This window comes from Streptomyces bauhiniae (assembly GCF_004784475.1).
Classification (GTDB): Bacteria; Actinomycetota; Actinomycetes; order Streptomycetales; family Streptomycetaceae; genus Streptomyces; species Streptomyces seoulensis.
Map to the genome: position 1 here is coordinate 287,582 of NZ_SRRT01000008.1, position 15,992 is coordinate 303,573.

12 protein-coding genes are annotated in these 15,992 nt (G+C 71.4%); 6 read left to right on the plus strand and 6 right to left on the minus strand.

Annotated elements, in window-relative coordinates; all coding sequences use genetic code 11:
• Positions 1-428 precede the first annotated feature (428 nt).
• Together E5083_RS26480 and metH are read right to left on the minus strand one after the other, a co-directional pair.
• Positions 429-1,130, minus strand: coding sequence for an HAD family hydrolase (locus tag E5083_RS26480; protein ID WP_135788186.1), 702 nt, complete (start codon positions 1,128-1,130; stop codon positions 429-431).
• A gap of 139 nt (positions 1,131-1,269) precedes the next feature.
• A complete protein-coding gene (gene metH / locus E5083_RS26485) occupies positions 1,270-4,788 on the minus strand; it encodes a methionine synthase (RefSeq protein WP_135788187.1) in 3,519 nt (1,172 codons plus the stop codon).
• Between the two features lie 293 nt (positions 4,789-5,081).
• Here metH and E5083_RS26490 point away from each other — a divergent pair, with 293 nt between their 5' ends.
• From E5083_RS26490 to E5083_RS26510, 5 genes are all read left to right on the plus strand, one after another.
• A complete protein-coding gene (locus E5083_RS26490; RefSeq protein WP_135788188.1) occupies positions 5,082-5,846 on the plus strand; it encodes an IclR family transcriptional regulator in 765 nt (254 codons plus the stop codon).
• A gap of 219 nt (positions 5,847-6,065) precedes the next feature.
• On the plus strand, positions 6,066-6,857 hold the full coding sequence (locus tag E5083_RS26495) for an MIP/aquaporin family protein (RefSeq protein ID WP_135788189.1): 792 nt from the start codon (positions 6,066-6,068) through the stop codon (positions 6,855-6,857).
• 89 nt (positions 6,858-6,946) lie between these two features.
• On the plus strand, positions 6,947-8,485 hold the full coding sequence (gene glpK / locus E5083_RS26500; protein WP_135788190.1) for a glycerol kinase GlpK: 1,539 nt from the start codon (positions 6,947-6,949) through the stop codon (positions 8,483-8,485).
• Between the two features lie 53 nt (positions 8,486-8,538).
• The gene (locus E5083_RS26505; RefSeq protein WP_135788191.1) at positions 8,539-10,155 is read left to right on the plus strand and encodes a glycerol-3-phosphate dehydrogenase/oxidase; all 1,617 of its coding nucleotides are present in this window, start codon (positions 8,539-8,541) and stop codon (positions 10,153-10,155) included.
• A gap of 153 nt (positions 10,156-10,308) precedes the next feature.
• Positions 10,309-11,304 carry a PAC2 family protein gene (locus E5083_RS26510; protein WP_135788192.1) on the plus strand — a complete coding sequence of 332 codons (996 nt, stop codon included), beginning with the start codon at positions 10,309-10,311 and terminating at the stop codon, positions 11,302-11,304.
• Positions 11,305-11,361: 57 nt separating this feature from the next.
• Here E5083_RS26510 and mshC read toward each other — a convergent pair whose 3' ends face one another.
• The 4 genes from mshC to E5083_RS26530 form a co-directional block, all read right to left on the minus strand.
• Entirely contained in the window at positions 11,362-12,591 is a 1,230-nt protein-coding gene (gene mshC, locus E5083_RS26515; RefSeq protein WP_135788193.1) for a cysteine--1-D-myo-inosityl 2-amino-2-deoxy-alpha-D-glucopyranoside ligase, read from the minus strand.
• Between the two features lie 111 nt (positions 12,592-12,702).
• Positions 12,703-13,548, minus strand: coding sequence for an SCO1664 family protein (locus tag E5083_RS26520; RefSeq protein WP_135788194.1), 846 nt, complete (start codon positions 13,546-13,548; stop codon positions 12,703-12,705).
• Positions 13,512-14,102, minus strand: a complete 591-nt coding sequence (locus E5083_RS26525; protein ID WP_031180007.1) for a DUF3090 domain-containing protein — start codon at positions 14,100-14,102, stop codon at positions 13,512-13,514. Before E5083_RS26525 ends, E5083_RS26520 begins: the two co-directional genes overlap by 37 nt.
• Positions 14,103-14,207: 105 nt before the next feature.
• Positions 14,208-14,894: a histidine phosphatase family protein gene (locus E5083_RS26530; RefSeq protein WP_135788195.1), complete on the minus strand. Its 687-nt coding sequence runs from the start codon at positions 14,892-14,894 to the stop codon at positions 14,208-14,210.
• A gap of 99 nt (positions 14,895-14,993) precedes the next feature.
• On the opposite strand from E5083_RS26530, the gene corA reads away from it, so the two are divergent.
• Entirely contained in the window at positions 14,994-15,992 is a 999-nt protein-coding gene (gene corA / locus E5083_RS26535; protein WP_135788310.1) for a magnesium/cobalt transporter CorA, read from the plus strand.

The window sequence follows — 15,992 nt, forward strand, 5'->3', positions numbered from 1 at the left end:
TTCTCCAGAGCTGTTCGATTCCGTGAACCCGGCAAGCTTCGGATGGGCGCGGCGGATCACGGGGGTTGCTGCGATGTTGTCGCGACGACATTAGTCCGCGCCCGCAGGGCGCTTCGCGGTCCCTTGAGTTGAGGGCTCATCACGCAGTGAAACCGGGTGTGGACGCACCGAAAAACCGACAGCGGCAGGATTCGTACAACGGTCCATCAATCAGGACACATGGGCCCGCGGACGGGGCGTTCGGCGCCGTTTTCTGCACACGCGGGGGGGCGTTGTCGAGACCGGTTCGAGTGGCGAACGTCACAGTGTCAACTGCGGTCCGGGATACCGGAATTCAACCGGTTCGGCGGGCGGGGAATTTCCGCCGGGGCGCAACTCCGGGGAATTGCGCCCCTGGTCAGCATTGTTTTCGCACGCTGGGTGAACGCCTAGTGCGTGAGCGTCATCAGGCCGCGCAGAAAAGACAGGTCGACCTGTTCCAGCGAGGGTACGACGGTGCGCCGTTCGGCCGGGACGATGGGGGCGATGGAGGGCACGGCGACCACATGGCAGCCGGCGGCCTCGGCGGCGGCGACCCCGGTGGCGGTGTCCTCGATGACGGCGCACCGGGCCGGGTCGGCGCCGAGTCCGGCGGCGGCCAGCAGGTAGGGGTCGGGGTGGGGCTTGGTGCGGGAGACCTCGTCGCCGCCGATGGAGAGGGCGAAGTGGTGCGGGCCGAGCGCGGTCAGCACGCGGTCGATGATGCGCCGGTGGGAGGCGGAGACCAGGGCGGTCGGGATGTCGTGCTCGTGGAGTTCGGCGAGCAGCCGGGCGGCGCCGGGCATCAGCGGGAGGTGGCTGCCGATGCGGGCCTCGAAGCCGTCGTTGAGGAGGACGGAGAGTTCGGCGAGGGTGATGGCGGCGCCGGTGGCCTCGATGAGGAAGCCGGCGCTGCGGGTCATGGGGCCGCCGACCACGACGTGCCGCCAGGACTCGTCGAGGGCGTGTCCGAGGGCGGCGAAGACCTCGACCTCGACGTCCCACCAGAAGCCCTCGGTGTCCACCAGGGTGCCGTCCATGTCGAGGAGCACCGCTTGAAGGGCGGAGCCCTCGGCCGTACGTGTTCCGAGCGCGGGGACCGTGCTGGTCATCCGGGCGCACCTCCTTGAGGGACGATCAGGCCGGTTCCCGTGACGGGAACCGGCCTGCGGTGGACCGACCAGCATACGTCGCCCGCGCCCGGAACGCCTGTTGTGCGCGCGTGTCTGCTGACCGGCCTGGTCAGCACGGTCAGCGGGCGTTGAAGTACTTCGCCTCGGGGTGGTGGATGACGATGGCGTCGGTGGACTGCTCGGGGTGGAGCTGGAACTCCTCGGAGAGGTGGACGCCGATCCGCTCCGGCTGGAGCAGATCCGCGATCTTGGCGCGGTCCTCCAGGTTGGGGCAGGCGCCGTAGCCGAGGGAGAAGCGGGCGCCCCGGTACTTCAGGGCGAACATGTCCTCGATGTCGGCGGGGTCCTCCCCGGCGAAGCCCAGTTCGGCGCGGACGCGGGCGTGCCAGTACTCGGCCAGCGCCTCGGCCAACTGGACGGAGAGGCCGTGCAGTTCGAGGTAGTCGCGGTAGGCGTTGGCCTCGAAGAGCTTGGCGGTCTCCTCGCCGATGCGGGAGCCGACGGTGACGACCTGGAGGCCGACCACGTCCCGCTCGCCGGACTCCTCCGGGCGGAAGTAGTCCGCGAGACAGAGCCGGCGGCCCCGGCGCTGGCGGGGGAAGGTGAAGCGGGTGCGTTCGTTGCCGTCCTCGTCCAGGATGATCAGGTCGTCGTCCTTGGAGACGCAGGGGAAGTAGCCGTGCACGACGGCGGCCTCCAGCAGGTTCTCCGTCTGGAGCCGGTCGAGCAGGCCGCGCAGCCGGGGCCGGCCCTCGGTCTCGGCCAGTTCCTCGTAGGAGGGGCCGTCGCCGGTGCGGGCCTGCTTCAGACCCCACTGCCCCTTGAAGAGGGCGCCCTCGTCCAGCCAGGACGCGTACTCCTTGAGCTGGATGCCCTTGACGACGCGGGTGCCCCAGAACGGCGGGGCGGGCACCGGGTTGTCGGTGCGCACGTCCGAGCGGACGTGGCCCTCCTCCGGCTTCTCCTCGGGGAGGTCCGCGGCGGGGGTGGCGCGGACCCGGCGCTGCTTCAGCTCGGGGAGCTGGGCGCCGGGCAGGCCGCGCTTGACGCCGATGAGGGCGTCCATCAGGCGCAGGCCCTCGAAGGCGTCGCGGGCGTAGCGGACCTCGCCCTCGTAGATCTCGTGGAGGTCCTGCTCGACGTAGGCGCGGGTGAGGGCGGCGCCACCCAGGATCACCGGGTAGTCGGCGGCCATGCCGCGCTGGTTCAGCTCCTCCAGGTTCTCCTTCATGATCACCGTGGACTTGACCAGCAGGCCGGACATGCCGATGACGTCGGCGCGGTGCTCCTCGGCGGCGTCCAGGATCGCGGAGACGGGCTGCTTGATGCCCAGGTTGACGACGTTGTAGCCGTTGTTGGACAGGATGATGTCCACGAGGTTCTTGCCGATGTCGTGGACGTCGCCGCGCACGGTGGCCAGCACGATGGTGCCCTTGCCCTCGGCGTCCGACTTCTCCATGTGCGGTTCCAGATGCGCGACCGCCGTCTTCATGACCTCGGCGGACTGGAGGACGAAGGGGAGCTGCATCTGGCCGGAGCCGAAGAGTTCGCCGACGGTCTTCATGCCGTCGAGCAGGGTGTCGTTGACGATGTCGAGGGCGGGGCGGTCCTGGAGGGCCTCGTCGAGGTCGGCCTCCAGGCCGTTGCGCTCGCCGTCGATGATGCGGCGCTTGAGGCGCTCGTCCAGGGGCAGCGCGGCCAGTTCCTCGGCCTTGCCGGCGCGCAGGGACTTGGCGGTCGCGCCCTCGAAGAGCGCCATCAGCTTCTGCAGCGGGTCGTAGCCCTCGGCGCGGCGGTCGTGGATGAGGTCGAGGGCGGTCTGCACCTCCTCCTCGCTGAAGCGGGCGATGGGCAGGATCTTGGAGGCGTGCACGATGGCCGAGTCCAGGCCCGCCTTGACGCATTCGTCGAGGAAGACGGAGTTCAGCAGGATGCGGGCGGCCGGGTTGAGGCCGAAGGAGATGTTGGACAGGCCCAGCGTGGTCTGGACGTCCGGGTGGCGCCGCTTGAGTTCGCGGATGGCGTCGATGGTGGCGATGCCGTCCTTGCGGGACTCCTCCTGACCGGTGCAGATGGTGAAGGTCAGGGTGTCGATGAGGATGTCCTCCTCGCGGATGCCCCAGTTCCCGGTGAGGTCGTCGATGAGCCGTTCGGCGATCTCGACCTTCTTCTCGGGGGTGCGGGCCTGGCCCTCCTCGTCGATGGTGAGCGCGATCAGGGCGGCGCCGTGCTCGCGGGCGAGCCGGGTGACCTTGGCGAAGCGGGAGTCGGGGCCGTCGCCGTCCTCGTAGTTCACCGAGTTGATCACCGCGCGGCCGCCGAGCTTCTCCAGGCCGGCCTGGATGACGTCGACCTCGGTGGAGTCGAGCACGATCGGCAGGGTGGAGGCGGTGGCGAGGCGGCCGGCGAGTTCGGCCATGTCGGTGACGCCGTCGCGGCCGACGTAGTCCACGCAGAGGTCGAGCATGTGCGCGCCCTCGCGGATCTGCTCGCGGGCCAGCTCCACGCAGTCGTCCCAGCGGGCCTGAAGCATGGCCTCGCGGAACTTCTTGGAGCCGTTGGCGTTGGTGCGCTCGCCGATGGCGAGGTAGGAGGTGTCCTGCCGGAACGGCACGGACTGGTAGAGCGAGGCGGCTCCCGCCTCGGGGCGCGGCTGCCGCTCGGAGGGGGTGAGGTCGCGGACCCGCTCGACGACCTGGCGCAGGTGCTCGGGGGTGGTGCCGCAGCAGCCGCCGACCAGCGAGAGGCCGTACTCGTGGACGAAGGTCTCCTGGGCGTCGGCCAGCTCGGGGGCGGTGAGCGGGTAGTGCGCGCCGTTCTTGCCGAGGACGGGGAGGCCGGCGTTGGGCATGCAGGCCAGCGGGATACGGGCGTTGCGGGCGAGGTGGCGCAGGTGCTCGCTCATCTCGGCCGGGCCGGTGGCGCAGTTCAGGCCGATCATGTCGATGCCGAGGGGTTCCAGCGCGGTGAGCGCGGCGCCGATCTCGGAGCCGAGCAGCATGGTGCCGGTGGTCTCGACGGTCACCGAGACGATGACCGGCAGGTCGATGCCGAGGGCGTCCAGGCCCCGGCGGGCGCCGAGGACGGCGGCCTTGGTCTGGAGCAGGTCCTGGGTGGTCTCGATCAGCAGCGCGTCGGCGCCGCCGGCGACCAGTCCCTCGGCGTTTCGCTGATAGGCGTCGCGCAGGGTGGTGTACGGGGCGTGGCCGAGGGTGGGCAGCTTGGTGCCGGGGCCCATGGAGCCCAGCACCCAGCGGGGGCGGCCGTCGCGGGCGGTGAACTCGTCGGCGACCTCGCGGGCGACGCGGGCGCCGGCCTCGGAGAGTTCGTGGACGCGCTCGGGGATGTCGTACTCGCCGAGGGCGGAGTGGTTGGCGCCGAAGGTGTTGGTCTCGACGCAGTCGACGCCGACCGCGAAGTACTCCTCGTGCACCGAGCGCACGATGTCGGGCCGGGTGAGGTTGAGGATCTCGTTGCAGCCCTCGAGCTGCTGGAAGTCGTCGAGCGTGGGTTCCTGGGCCTGGAGCATGGTGCCCATGGCTCCGTCGGCGACCACCACACGGGTGGCGAGTGCCTGACGGAGCGCGGACGCACGGGTCCGGCTGTCGGCGGAAGGGGACGTCGGCGACGAGGCCATGAAGGGGCTCCCTTGGATGCGACGGCTGTCGGCTATGCGCCCGCTCCGGCCGGGGCCGGGCGTGGGGCACGGCGCCAGAGTAACCGCCAGTGGGCTTGGATGGGCACAGGCGTCCACGACACGGACGCGGATGGCGGAGTCCGGCCGGTGGGTGCGGTGGCCGGAACCCGACGGGTGTTCCGGCGCTGCCCCGCTCATTGGCGGGAGATCGGCATGGACCGGTAATGTTCGGCATTGCCGAACGCGTGTGGGATGGCTCGGCGGTGGCCGATGCGGACGGAGGCAGGACGTCGATGGCACGGAACATCCAGTCGCTCGAACGGGCGGCCGCGATGCTGCGCCTGCTCGCGGGCGGCGAGCGGCGGCTCGGCCTCTCCGACATCGCCTCGTCGCTGGGCCTGGCCAAGGGCACCGCGCACGGCATCCTGCGCACCCTCCAGCACGAGGGCTTCGTCGAGCAGGACGAGGCGTCGGGCCGCTATCAGCTCGGCGCGGAGCTGCTGCGCCTGGGCACCACCTACCTGGACGTGCACGAGCTGCGCGCGCGGGCCCTGGTGTGGACCGACGACCTGGCCCGCTCCAGCGGGGAGAGCGTCTACCTGGGCGTGCTGCACCAGCAGGGCGTGCTGATCGTGCACCACGTCTTCCGCCCGGACGACAGCCGCCAGGTGCTGGAGATCGGGGCGATGCAGCCCCTGCACTCCACGGCGCTCGGCAAGGTGCTCTCCGCCTACGACCCGGTCGCCCACAGCGAGGCGCTGGACTCCTCCCGCAAGGCGTTCACCGACCGTACGGTGTGCACGCCGGAGGAGTTCGAAACCGTCCTGGACCTCACGCGGGCGCGCGGTTACGCGGCCGACCTGGAGGAGACCTGGGAGGGCGTGGCGTCGATCGCCGCGCCGATCCACGACCGGCGCCGGATGCCGGTGGGCGCGGTGGGGATCGCCGGCGCCGTGGAGCGGCTGTGCCGGGACGGCGAGCCGCGTCCGGAGCTGGTCGCGGCGGTGCGGGACTGCGCCCGCGCGGTCTCCCGCGATCTGGGCGCCGCCCGCTTCTGAGCACGGCCTTCGCGCGGGGGCCGGTCTGCTGTGCCCCCGTCCGTAACGATCCGGCGTTCTGTGCTTTTTTTCGCCCCCGGAACTCTTGACGCGTGCGCGGGCCGAAAGCGAGACTCCCGTCCATCGGTCGGCATTGTCGAACACCTATCGGTATTACGCGTTAGGGTGGGGCAGCGCCAAGGGCCGGGTTTCCCTGGACCAATGACAAAGGAGTCGCGGGTGTCCAGCTCCGACATCTTCATCGGCGAGACCATAGGTACCGCCGTACTCATCCTGCTCGGCGGTGGTGTGTGTGCCGCCGTGACACTGAAGGCGTCCAAGGCGCGCGGCGCCGGATGGCTGGCCATCGCCTTCGGGTGGGGCTTCGCCGTTCTGACGGCCGTCTACACCTCGGCGCCCCTCTCCGGCGCCCATCTCAATCCGGCCGTCACCCTCGCGCTGGCGATCAAGGACCACGACTACGGCACGCTGCCCGTCTACTGGGGCGGCCAGTTGCTGGGCGCGATGATCGGCGCGACGCTGGTCTGGGTGGCCTACCTGGGCCAGTTCCGCGTCCACCTGACCGACCGGGAGATCGTCGGCGGGCCCGGCGCGCAGGACACGGTCAAGGCGGTCGAGGCCGAGGAGGCGGCCGCGGGCCCGGTACTGGGCATCTTCTCCACCGGTCCGGAGATCCGGAACGCGGTGCAGAACCTTCTGACGGAGATCATCGGCACGGTCGTGCTGGTGCTGGCGATCCTCACGCAGGGCCTGAACAACGAGGGCAACGGTCTGGGCGCGGTGGGCGCGCTGATCACGGCCCTGGTGGTCGTCGCGATCGGTCTGTCGCTCGGCGGTCCGACGGGGTACGCGATCAACCCGGCGCGTGACCTGGGACCGCGCATCGTGCACGCCCTGCTGCCGCTGCCCAACAAGGGCGGTTCGGACTGGGCCTACGCATGGGTGCCGATCGTCGGTCCACTGATCGGCGGCGCGATCGCTGCGGGCATCTACAACGTCGCTTTTGCTTGATGAGTAACGATTTGCGCGAAAAGCACCGATCATTCGAGTAAGCGCCGTACACACCGCCACCCTCACCTCGGATCTCCCAGGAGCACACAGTGACCGACGCCCACACCGCAGGCCCCTTCATCGCGGCGATCGACCAGGGCACGACCTCCTCGCGCTGCATCGTGTTCGACAAGGACGGCCGCATCGTCTCCGTCGACCAGAAGGAGCACGAGCAGATCTTCCCCAAGCCCGGCTGGGTCGAACACGACGCGAACGAGATCTGGACGAACGTCCAGGAGGTCGTCGCCTCCGCCATCGCCAAGGCGAACATCACGCGGGACGACATCAAGGCCATCGGCATCACCAACCAGCGCGAGACGACCGTGCTGTGGGACAAGAACACCGGTGAGCCGGTCCACAACGCCATCGTCTGGCAGGACACCCGTACCGACGCGCTCTGCCGCGAGCTGGGCCGCAACGTCGGCCAGGACCGCTTCCGCCGCGAGACGGGTCTGCCGCTGGCGTCCTACTTCGCCGGGCCCAAGGCCCGCTGGCTGCTGGACAACGTGGAGGGCCTGCGCGAGCGCGCCGAGGCCGGGGACATCCTCTTCGGCACCATGGACAGTTGGGTCATCTGGAACCTGACCGGCGGTGTCAACGGCGGCAAGCACGTCACCGACGTCACCAACGCCTCGCGCACCATGCTGATGAACCTGCACACCATGCAGTGGGACAAGAAGATCTGCGAGTCCATCGGTGTGCCGGAGCAGATGCTCCCCGAGATCCGCTCCTCCGCCGAGGTCTACGGCGATGTCACCGGCGGCAGCCTCGGCGACCTGCTCGGCGGCATCCCCGTCGCCTCCGCGCTCGGCGACCAGCAGGCGGCCCTGTTCGGCCAGACCTGTTTCTCCGAGGGCGAGACCAAGTCGACCTACGGCACCGGCACCTTCATGGTGATGAACACCGGCGAGAAGATCATCAACTCCTACGCCGGGCTGCTCACCACCGTCGGCTACAAGATCGGCGACAAGCCGACCGTGTACGCCCTGGAGGGCTCCATCGCCGTCACCGGCTCGCTGGTGCAGTGGATGCGCGACCAGATGGGCCTCATCTCCACCGCCGCCGAGATCGAGACCCTCGCGCTCTCGGTCGAGGACAACGGCGGCGCCTACTTCGTACCGGCCTTCTCCGGCCTGTTCGCCCCGCACTGGCGTTCCGACGCGCGCGGTGTGATCGCCGGCCTGACCCGGTACGTGACCAAGGCGCACCTCGCGCGCGCCGTCCTGGAGGCCACCGCCTGGCAGACGCGGGAGATCGCGGACGCCATGACGAAGGACTCCGGGGTCGAGCTGACCACGCTCAAGGTGGACGGCGGCATGACCGCGAACAACCTGCTGATGCAGCAGCTCGCGGACGTGCTCGACGCCCCCGTGGTGCGCCCGATGGTCGCCGAGACCACCTGTCTCGGTGCCGCCTACGCCGCCGGTCTCGCCGTCGGCTTCTGGACCGGCACCGACGAGCTGCGCGCCAACTGGCGCCGCGCCGCCGAGTGGACCCCCCGCATGGACGCGGAGACCCGCGACCGTGAGTACAAGAGCTGGCTCAAGGCCGTCGAGCGGACCATGGGCTGGCTCGAGGACGAGAGCTGACCGGGCCGGCGCAGCCGCCAGGTCCGGCTCCGACGAGGAGTTAAGTACCCGACATGACCAGTCCCACCACCCTGCAGTCCGTACCCGCCCTGGGCACCCACCCGGCCTCCGGCGCCAACCCGAGCCGGGCCGAGACCCGGGAGCAGCTCGCGCGGGCGTCGTACGACCTCCTTGTGATCGGCGGCGGCATCCTGGGCATCTCCACCGCCTGGCACGCCGCGCAGTCCGGGCTCAGGGTGGCGCTGGTCGACGCCGGCGACTTCGCCGGAGCCACCTCCTCCGCTTCCTCCAAGCTGCTCCACGGCGGGCTCCGCTACCTCCAGACCGGCGCGGTCAAGCTGGTCGCGGAGAACCACTTCGAACGGCGCGCGGTCTCCAAGCAGGTGGCCCCCCACCTGGCGAACCCGCTCACCTTCTACCTCCCGGTGTACAAGGGCGGCCCGCACGGCGCGGCCAAGCTCGGCGCGGGCGTCTTCGCCTACTCCGCGCTCTCCGCGTTCGGCGACGGGGTGGGGCACCTGCTCTCCCCGGCCAAGGCCGCGCAGGACGTGCCCGAGCTGCGCACCGACAACCTGAAGGCCGTGGCCGTGTACGGCGACGACCAGATGAACGACGCCCGCATGGCGCTGATGACGGTCCGCGCGGCCGTCGACGCGGGCGCGGTCGTGCTGAACCACGCCGAGGTCACCGGGCTGCGCACCACGCGCGGCCGGGTCACCGGCGCCGAGCTGAAGGACCGGCTCACCGGCGAGGAGTTCGGCGTCGACGCCCGCCTGGTGCTGAACGCGACCGGCCCCTGGGTCGACCACCTGCGCCGGATGGAGGACCCGCACGCGGCCCCCTCGATCCGCCTGTCCAAGGGCGCGCACCTGGTCCTGAAGCGCACCGCCCCCTGGAAGGCGGCGCTGGCCACCCCGATCGACAAGTACCGCATCACGTTCGCCCTGCCCTGGGAGGACATGCTGCTGCTGGGCACCACCGACGAGGTGTACGAGGGCGACCCGGCGGACGTCTCCGTCACCGAGTCGGACATATCCCAGATCCTGGACGAGGCCGCGTTCTCCGTCCGGGACCAGCAGCTCCGGCGGGACCTGATCACCTACTCGTTCGCCGGGCTGCGGGTGCTGCCGGGCGGGCCCGGTGACACCGCGAAGGCCAAGCGGGAGACCGTGGTCACCGAGGGTCCGGGCGGGATGCTCTCGGTGGCGGGCGGCAAGTGGACCACGTTCCGGCACATCGGCCGGACCGTGCTGAAGAAGCTGGAGGAGCTGCCGGGCCGCCCGCTCGGCGACGACTTCGAGCCGGTGTCGGAGCTGCCCAAGCGGCTGCCGCTGCCCGGTGTGGCCAACCCGCGCGCGGTCGAGCACCGGCTGCTGGTGGACCGTCCGGCGCCCGGTCCGCGCATGGGCGCCGACACCGCCCGGCACCTGGCCACCCACTACGGCTCGCTGGCCTTCGACATCGCCCGCCTGGCCAACGAGCACCCGGAGCTGGCCGAGCGGGTCCACCCCGACGCGCCGGAGATCTGGGCGCAGGTCGTCTGGGCCCGCGACCACGAGTGGGCCGAGACGGAGGACGACGTGCTGCGCCGCCGCACCACGCTCACCATCCGCGGCCTGGCCACGGACGAGGTACGTGCCCAGGTGCGCGAGGTGCTCGACAAGAAGTAGACGGCCTCCCCGGCCCGGCCCGCCCCTCGGGTGTTCCGGGCCGGGGTTCGGGGCAGTGATCCGTTCAGCCCCTTGCGAGGGGGCTGCTGAGGCTCCTGCCGGACGCCGTAAGGTTGGGTGGTCAGGCGAGAGCACGTCGGAAGGAGGCACTGGGTGATCGAGCTGGAGGGTGTTCCCGAGCTGATCGACCCAGTCATGGTGGCCGCGTTCGAGGGCTGGAACGATGCCGGTGACGCCGCCTCCACGGCGGTCGCGCATCTGGAACGCGAGTGGAAGGGCGAGGTGTTCGCGGCGCTGGACGCCGAGGACTACTACGACTTCCAGGTGAACCGCCCCACGGTCTTCATGGAAGGCGGCGTACGCAAGATCACCTGGCCGACGACCCGGCTGTCGGTGGTCCGCGTCGGCGGGGACAAGCCCCGTGACCTGGTGCTGGTGCGCGGCATCGAGCCGTCGATGCGCTGGCGCTCGTTCTGCAACGAACTGCTGGGCTTCGCCCATGAGCTGGGCGTGGAGCTGGTGGTGATCCTGGGCGCGCTGCTCGGCGACACCCCGCACACCCGCCCGGTCCCGGTCAGCGGGGTCACCTCGGACGGTGACCTGGCGCGCCGGATGAACCTGGAGGAGACCAAGTACGAGGGCCCCACGGGCATCGTCGGCGTCCTCCAGGAGGCGTGCACGCACGCCGGGGTGCCCGCGGTCTCCCTGTGGGCGGCGGTGCCGCACTACGTCTCCCAGCCGCCCAACCCCAAGGCCACGCTGGCGCTGCTGAACCGGCTGGAGGACCTGCTGGACCTGCGGGTACCGCAGGGCGAGCTGCCCGAGGACGCGCGGGCCTGGCAGACGGGCGTGGACCAGTTGGCGTCCGAGGACAGCGAGGTCGCGGAGTACGTGCAGACGCTGGAGGAGGCCCGCGACACCGCCGAGCTGCCCGAGGCGTCCGGCGAGGCCATCGCGCGCGAGTTCGAGCGGTACCTGCGGCGCCGGGACGTCGGCGGGCCCGGCGGCCACGCCACGGCGGACGGTTCGGAGAGCGGGCCGTACCGCCGGGACGCGCCGAGCGGCCGTACCCGTCCGCCCAAGCCGCCGAAGCCGGAGGCACCGGGCGCGTCCGAGGGCGGCGACGAGCCGGACGGCTCGGAGGACTGAACAGAGAAGTGGGGGCGGTACCCGGCCGGGTACCGCCCCCACTTTCGTGCTGTCGGCTCAGAGCGCCACTCCGAGCAGCGCGTCCACGGTGCGGCTGACCAGGCCGGGAGCGCCGATGTCGGTGCCGCCCTCCGCCTCCTGACGGGCGGCCCAGCGGTCCACGGCCGCGAGCGCGGCGGGCGCGTCCAGGTCGTTGGCCAGGGCCTCGCGGACCTCGTCCACCAGCGCGTCGGCCGAGGGGCCGTCCGGGCGGGAGACGGCGGCGCGCCAGCGGCCGAGGCGGTCCACGGCGTCCTGGAGCACCTGGTCGGTCCACTCCCAGTCGGAGCGGTAGTGGCGGGAGTGCAGGGCGAGCCGGATGGCGGCCGGGTCGACGCCGTCGCGGCGCAGCGCGGAGACGAAGACGAGGTTGCCCTTCGACTTGGACATCTTCTCGCCGTCCAGGCCGACCATGCCGGCGTGCACGTACGCCTTGGCCATGGGGAACTCGCCGGTGAGCACCTGGGCGTGGGAGGCGCCCATCTCGTGGTGCGGGAAGGCGAGGTCGGAGCCGCCGCCCTGGACGTCGAAGGTCATGCCCAGGTGGTCCAGCGCGATGGCGACGCACTCGATGTGCCAGCCGGGGCGGCCCCGGCCGAGCGTGCCGCCGTCCCAGCTCGGCTCGCCGTCGCGGGCCGCGAGCCACAGCATCGGGTCGAGCGGGTTCTTCTTGCCGGGCCGGTCCGGGTCGCCACCGCGCTCGGCGGACAGCACGCGCATGGCGGCCGCGTCGAGGCGGGAGACCTGGCCGAAGTGCGGGTCGGCGTCGACGGAGAAGTAGATGTCGCCGTCGAGGTCGTAGGCCGCGCCGAGTTCCCGCAGCCGTTCCACGAGCGGGACGATGCCGGGTATGGCCTCGACGGCGCCTATGTAGTGCTGGGGCGGGAGCATCCTGAGGGCGGTCATGTCCTCGCGGAACAGGGTGGTCTCCTGCACGGCGAGGTCGGCCCAGTCGACACCGTCGCGGGTCGCGCGCTCCAGCAGCGGGTCGTCCACGTCGGTGACGTTCTGGACGTAATGGACCTGCCGCTTGGTGTCGAGCCACACGCGCTGCACGAGGTCGAACGCGTTGTAGGTCGCCGCGTGACCCATGTGGGTCGCGTCGTACGGCGTGATGCCGCAGACGTAGATCCGGGCGACGGGACCGGGGTCGAGGGTGACCGGACCGTCGGTCGCGGTGTCGTGAATCCTCAGGTCGCGGCCCTGACCAGGCAGGGCGGGGACCTCGGAAGCGGGCCAGGCATGCATGTACATGAGCGTAACCGGCCATGAGCTGGGGCTACGAACCGGATCGCGCCCAAGGCGGCCGGATGGCCGGATGGGCGCTCTTGCGCGGGGCGCCCGGCTGTGCCGCTGGGCTCAGACCGGGGGCCAGGGGATGGCGGGCCACTCGCCGGTGGGCTCGGGGTGGCGCCCGGTGGCGAGGAGGCGGTCGACGCGGGCGCGGGTGGCGTCGATCTCGGCCGGAGTGAGCAGCGGGGCCAGCTTCGCGGCCAGGGTCCCGCCCTCGGCGAGGGTGTCGCGCAGGCCCGCCAGCACCGCGAGGGCGTCCTCGGTGAGGGGTTCGCCGGCCCAGCCCCACAGCAGGGTGCGCAGCTTGTTCTCGGCGTTGAAGGAGACGCCGTGGTCGATGCCGTAGAGGTGCCCGGCGACGGTGGGCAGGAGGTGGCCGCCCTTGCGGTCGGCGTTGTTGATCACGGCGTCCAGGACGGCGAGGCGGCGCAGCCGGTCGTCGTCGGCGTGCACCAGCAGCGCGGTCCGCCCCTCGCCGACCTCGGCGAGGCCGATCGCCTTCCAGCCTTCTCCGGCCTCCTCGCCCTCGGCGAGCGCGAGGAGTTCGGCGTCGGTGCTGACCTCGATCCAGAGCTGGCACATGCCCTCGCCGTAGGGTCCGTCGCGCAGCACGGTCGGGGGGACCAGGCCCCAGCCCGTGGCCTCGGACACCTCGTAGGCGGCGACCTCGCGGCCGGCCAGGGTGCCGTCGGGGAAGTCCCACAGCGGGCGCTCCCCGGCGACCGGCTTGTAGATGCAGGTGGCCTCCCGGCCGTCGAGGGCGACGGTGCAGAACAGGGCGGCGTTGGAGGCGTCCCGGATGCGGCCGCGTACCGTCAGCTCGCCGTGGGCGAGCAGTTCGGCGGCGTCCGCGACGGTTCCCGTGTCCGCGGCGCTCACGCTCCCCGGCGGTATCCGTTCTGGCGCGGACATACGTGTCCTTCCGGGTCGAGCGGGAGGCTGCACAGCGGGCACGGCGGCCGCCCGGCGTTGACGACGTCCAGGGCGCGCTTGGCGAAGGCCCTGGCCTGCGCGCCGGTGAGCCGGACCCGCAGCATCGGGGGCCCGTTCTCCTCGTCCTGGAGGAGGCGTTCCTCGGCCTCGGCGAGGTCCTCGGCGGTCTCGGCGTCCAGTTCCACCAGGGCCTGGGCCTCGACGACCATGCGCTGTTCCTCGCCGTCCCAGGCGAGCGCCATGGTGCCGACGCGGAACTCCTCCTCGACGGGGCTGTCCAGCGGGCCGGTGTCGGAGATCTCGACGGGGGCCACGGCGGGCACCGCCGCGTTGCCGCCGCTGCGCCGCACGACCTCGTCCAGGAGTTCGTCCATGCGTTCGGCGAGCGCGGCGACCTGGGCCTTCTCCAGGGCCACGCTGGTCACCCTGGGGCCCGCGGTGGCCTGGAGGAAGAACGTACGGCGTCCGGGCAGCCCGACCGTGCCGGCCACGAAGCGGTCCGGCGGGTCGTAGAGGAACACCTGACGGGACACGTCCTGTCTCCATTGGGTTCGGGATCGTTCGAGCGGTTCAAGCGGTCGGTACGGGCGTGCGGGCACACCGTGCGGCCGACCGCCTCACCCTACTGCGGGCGGCGATCACGGTGCGCCCGCACCGCCCCCGACCGGTGCGTCGTCGTCCGGGGGCGTCTCGCGGGGGGCCAGCGAGGCGAGGTCGCCGGTCTCGCCGAGCCGGACGAGATAGGGCCGCAGCCGGGTGTAGCGGATCGCGGTGACCGAGCAGGGCTCCACCGAGACGCGCTGGAAGAGGTCGAGGTGGAGACCGAGGGCGTCGGCCACGATCGACTTGATGATGTCGCCGTGCGAGCACATCAGGTACACGGCGTCGGGGCCGTGCTCGGCCTCCACGCGCGCGTTCCAGTCGCGTACGGCGGCGACCGCGCGGGCCTGCATCTCGCGCATGGACTCGCCGCCGGGGAAGGCGGCGGCGGAGGGGTGCGTCTGGACGACCTCCATGAGGGGTTCGTCCTTCAGCTCGGCCAGTTTGCGGCCCGACCAGTCGCCGTAGTGGCACTCGCCGATCCGGTCGTCGGTGCGAGGGGTGAGGCCGGGGCGGGCGTCCAGCAGCGGCCGCATGGTCTCCTGGCAGCGCTGGAGCGGGCTGACGACGATCTCGGCCAGCGGCAGGCCGTCGAGACGGCCCGGCAGGGCGGCGGCCTGCTCGGTGCCGCGTTCGTCGAGGGCGACGCCGGGGGTCCAGCCGGCGAGGAGCCCCGCGGTGTTGGCGGTGGAACGGCCGTGCCTAACGAGGATCAGGGTGGGCATGCGGCCCAGCGTAGACCGGCGCCGCCGGGTGGTGATCCGGGGCGCACAATCATGGGGCCCCGAGTGCGTTCGGGGCCGGAGGACGGGAGAATGCAGTCCGTGATCTTCGACTGTGCCATCTACCGTGACGGGCATCGGACCGATTCGTCCGACGACCCGGCGAAAGCCCTGCGGGAGGCGCGCGCGGCCGACGGCGCGTTCGTGTGGATCGCGCTGCACGATCCGACGACGGACGAGTTCGAAGAGGTCCGCAAGGTCTTCGGGCTGCACCCGCTGGCGGTCGAGGACGCCCTGAAGGCCCACCAGCGCCCCAAGCTGGAGACGTACGACGACTCGCTGTTCGTGGTGCTGAAGCCGGTGTTCTACGAGTCGGCGCGCGACACCGTGACCACGGGCGAGGTCATGCTCTTCCTCGGCGACTCCTTCGTGGTGACCGTGCGGCACGGCGAGTCCTCCCCGCTGCCGGAGGTACGGCGGCGGCTGGAGGACGACCCGGACAAGCTGCGGCACGGGCCGACCTCGGTGCTGTACGCGGTGGCGGACGCCACGGTGGACCAGTACCTGGAGGTCGCGACCGAGCTGGGCACGGACCTGGACGAGCTGGAGGCGGAGGTGTTCTCCCCGTCCGACGCCGGGTCGCGGGACACCGCGTCCAAGATCTACCTGTTCAAGCGGCAGGTGCTGGAGTTCCGCCGGGCGACGGTGCCGCTGACGGTGCCGATGACCCGGCTCGCGGGGATGGGGCAGTCCGCGACCCAGGTGCCGTTCGTGGACGCCTCCGCGCGGCCGTTCTTCCGGGACGTCAACGACCACCTGACCCGCGTCAACGAGTCGGTGGAGGGCCTGGACCGGCTGGTGTCCGACATCCTCTCCGCGCATCTGGCGCAGATGGGTGTCCGGCAGAACGACGACATGCGCAAGATCTCGTCCTGGGCGGCGATGGCGGCGATCCCGACGCTGATAGCGGGCGTCTACGGCATGAACTTCGAGCACATGCCGGAGCTGCGCTGGGTGTGGGGCTACCCCACGGTGGTCGCGGTGATGGTGGTGCTGGAGCTGCTGCTGTACCGGAACTTCAAGCGGCGCGGCTGGCTGTAG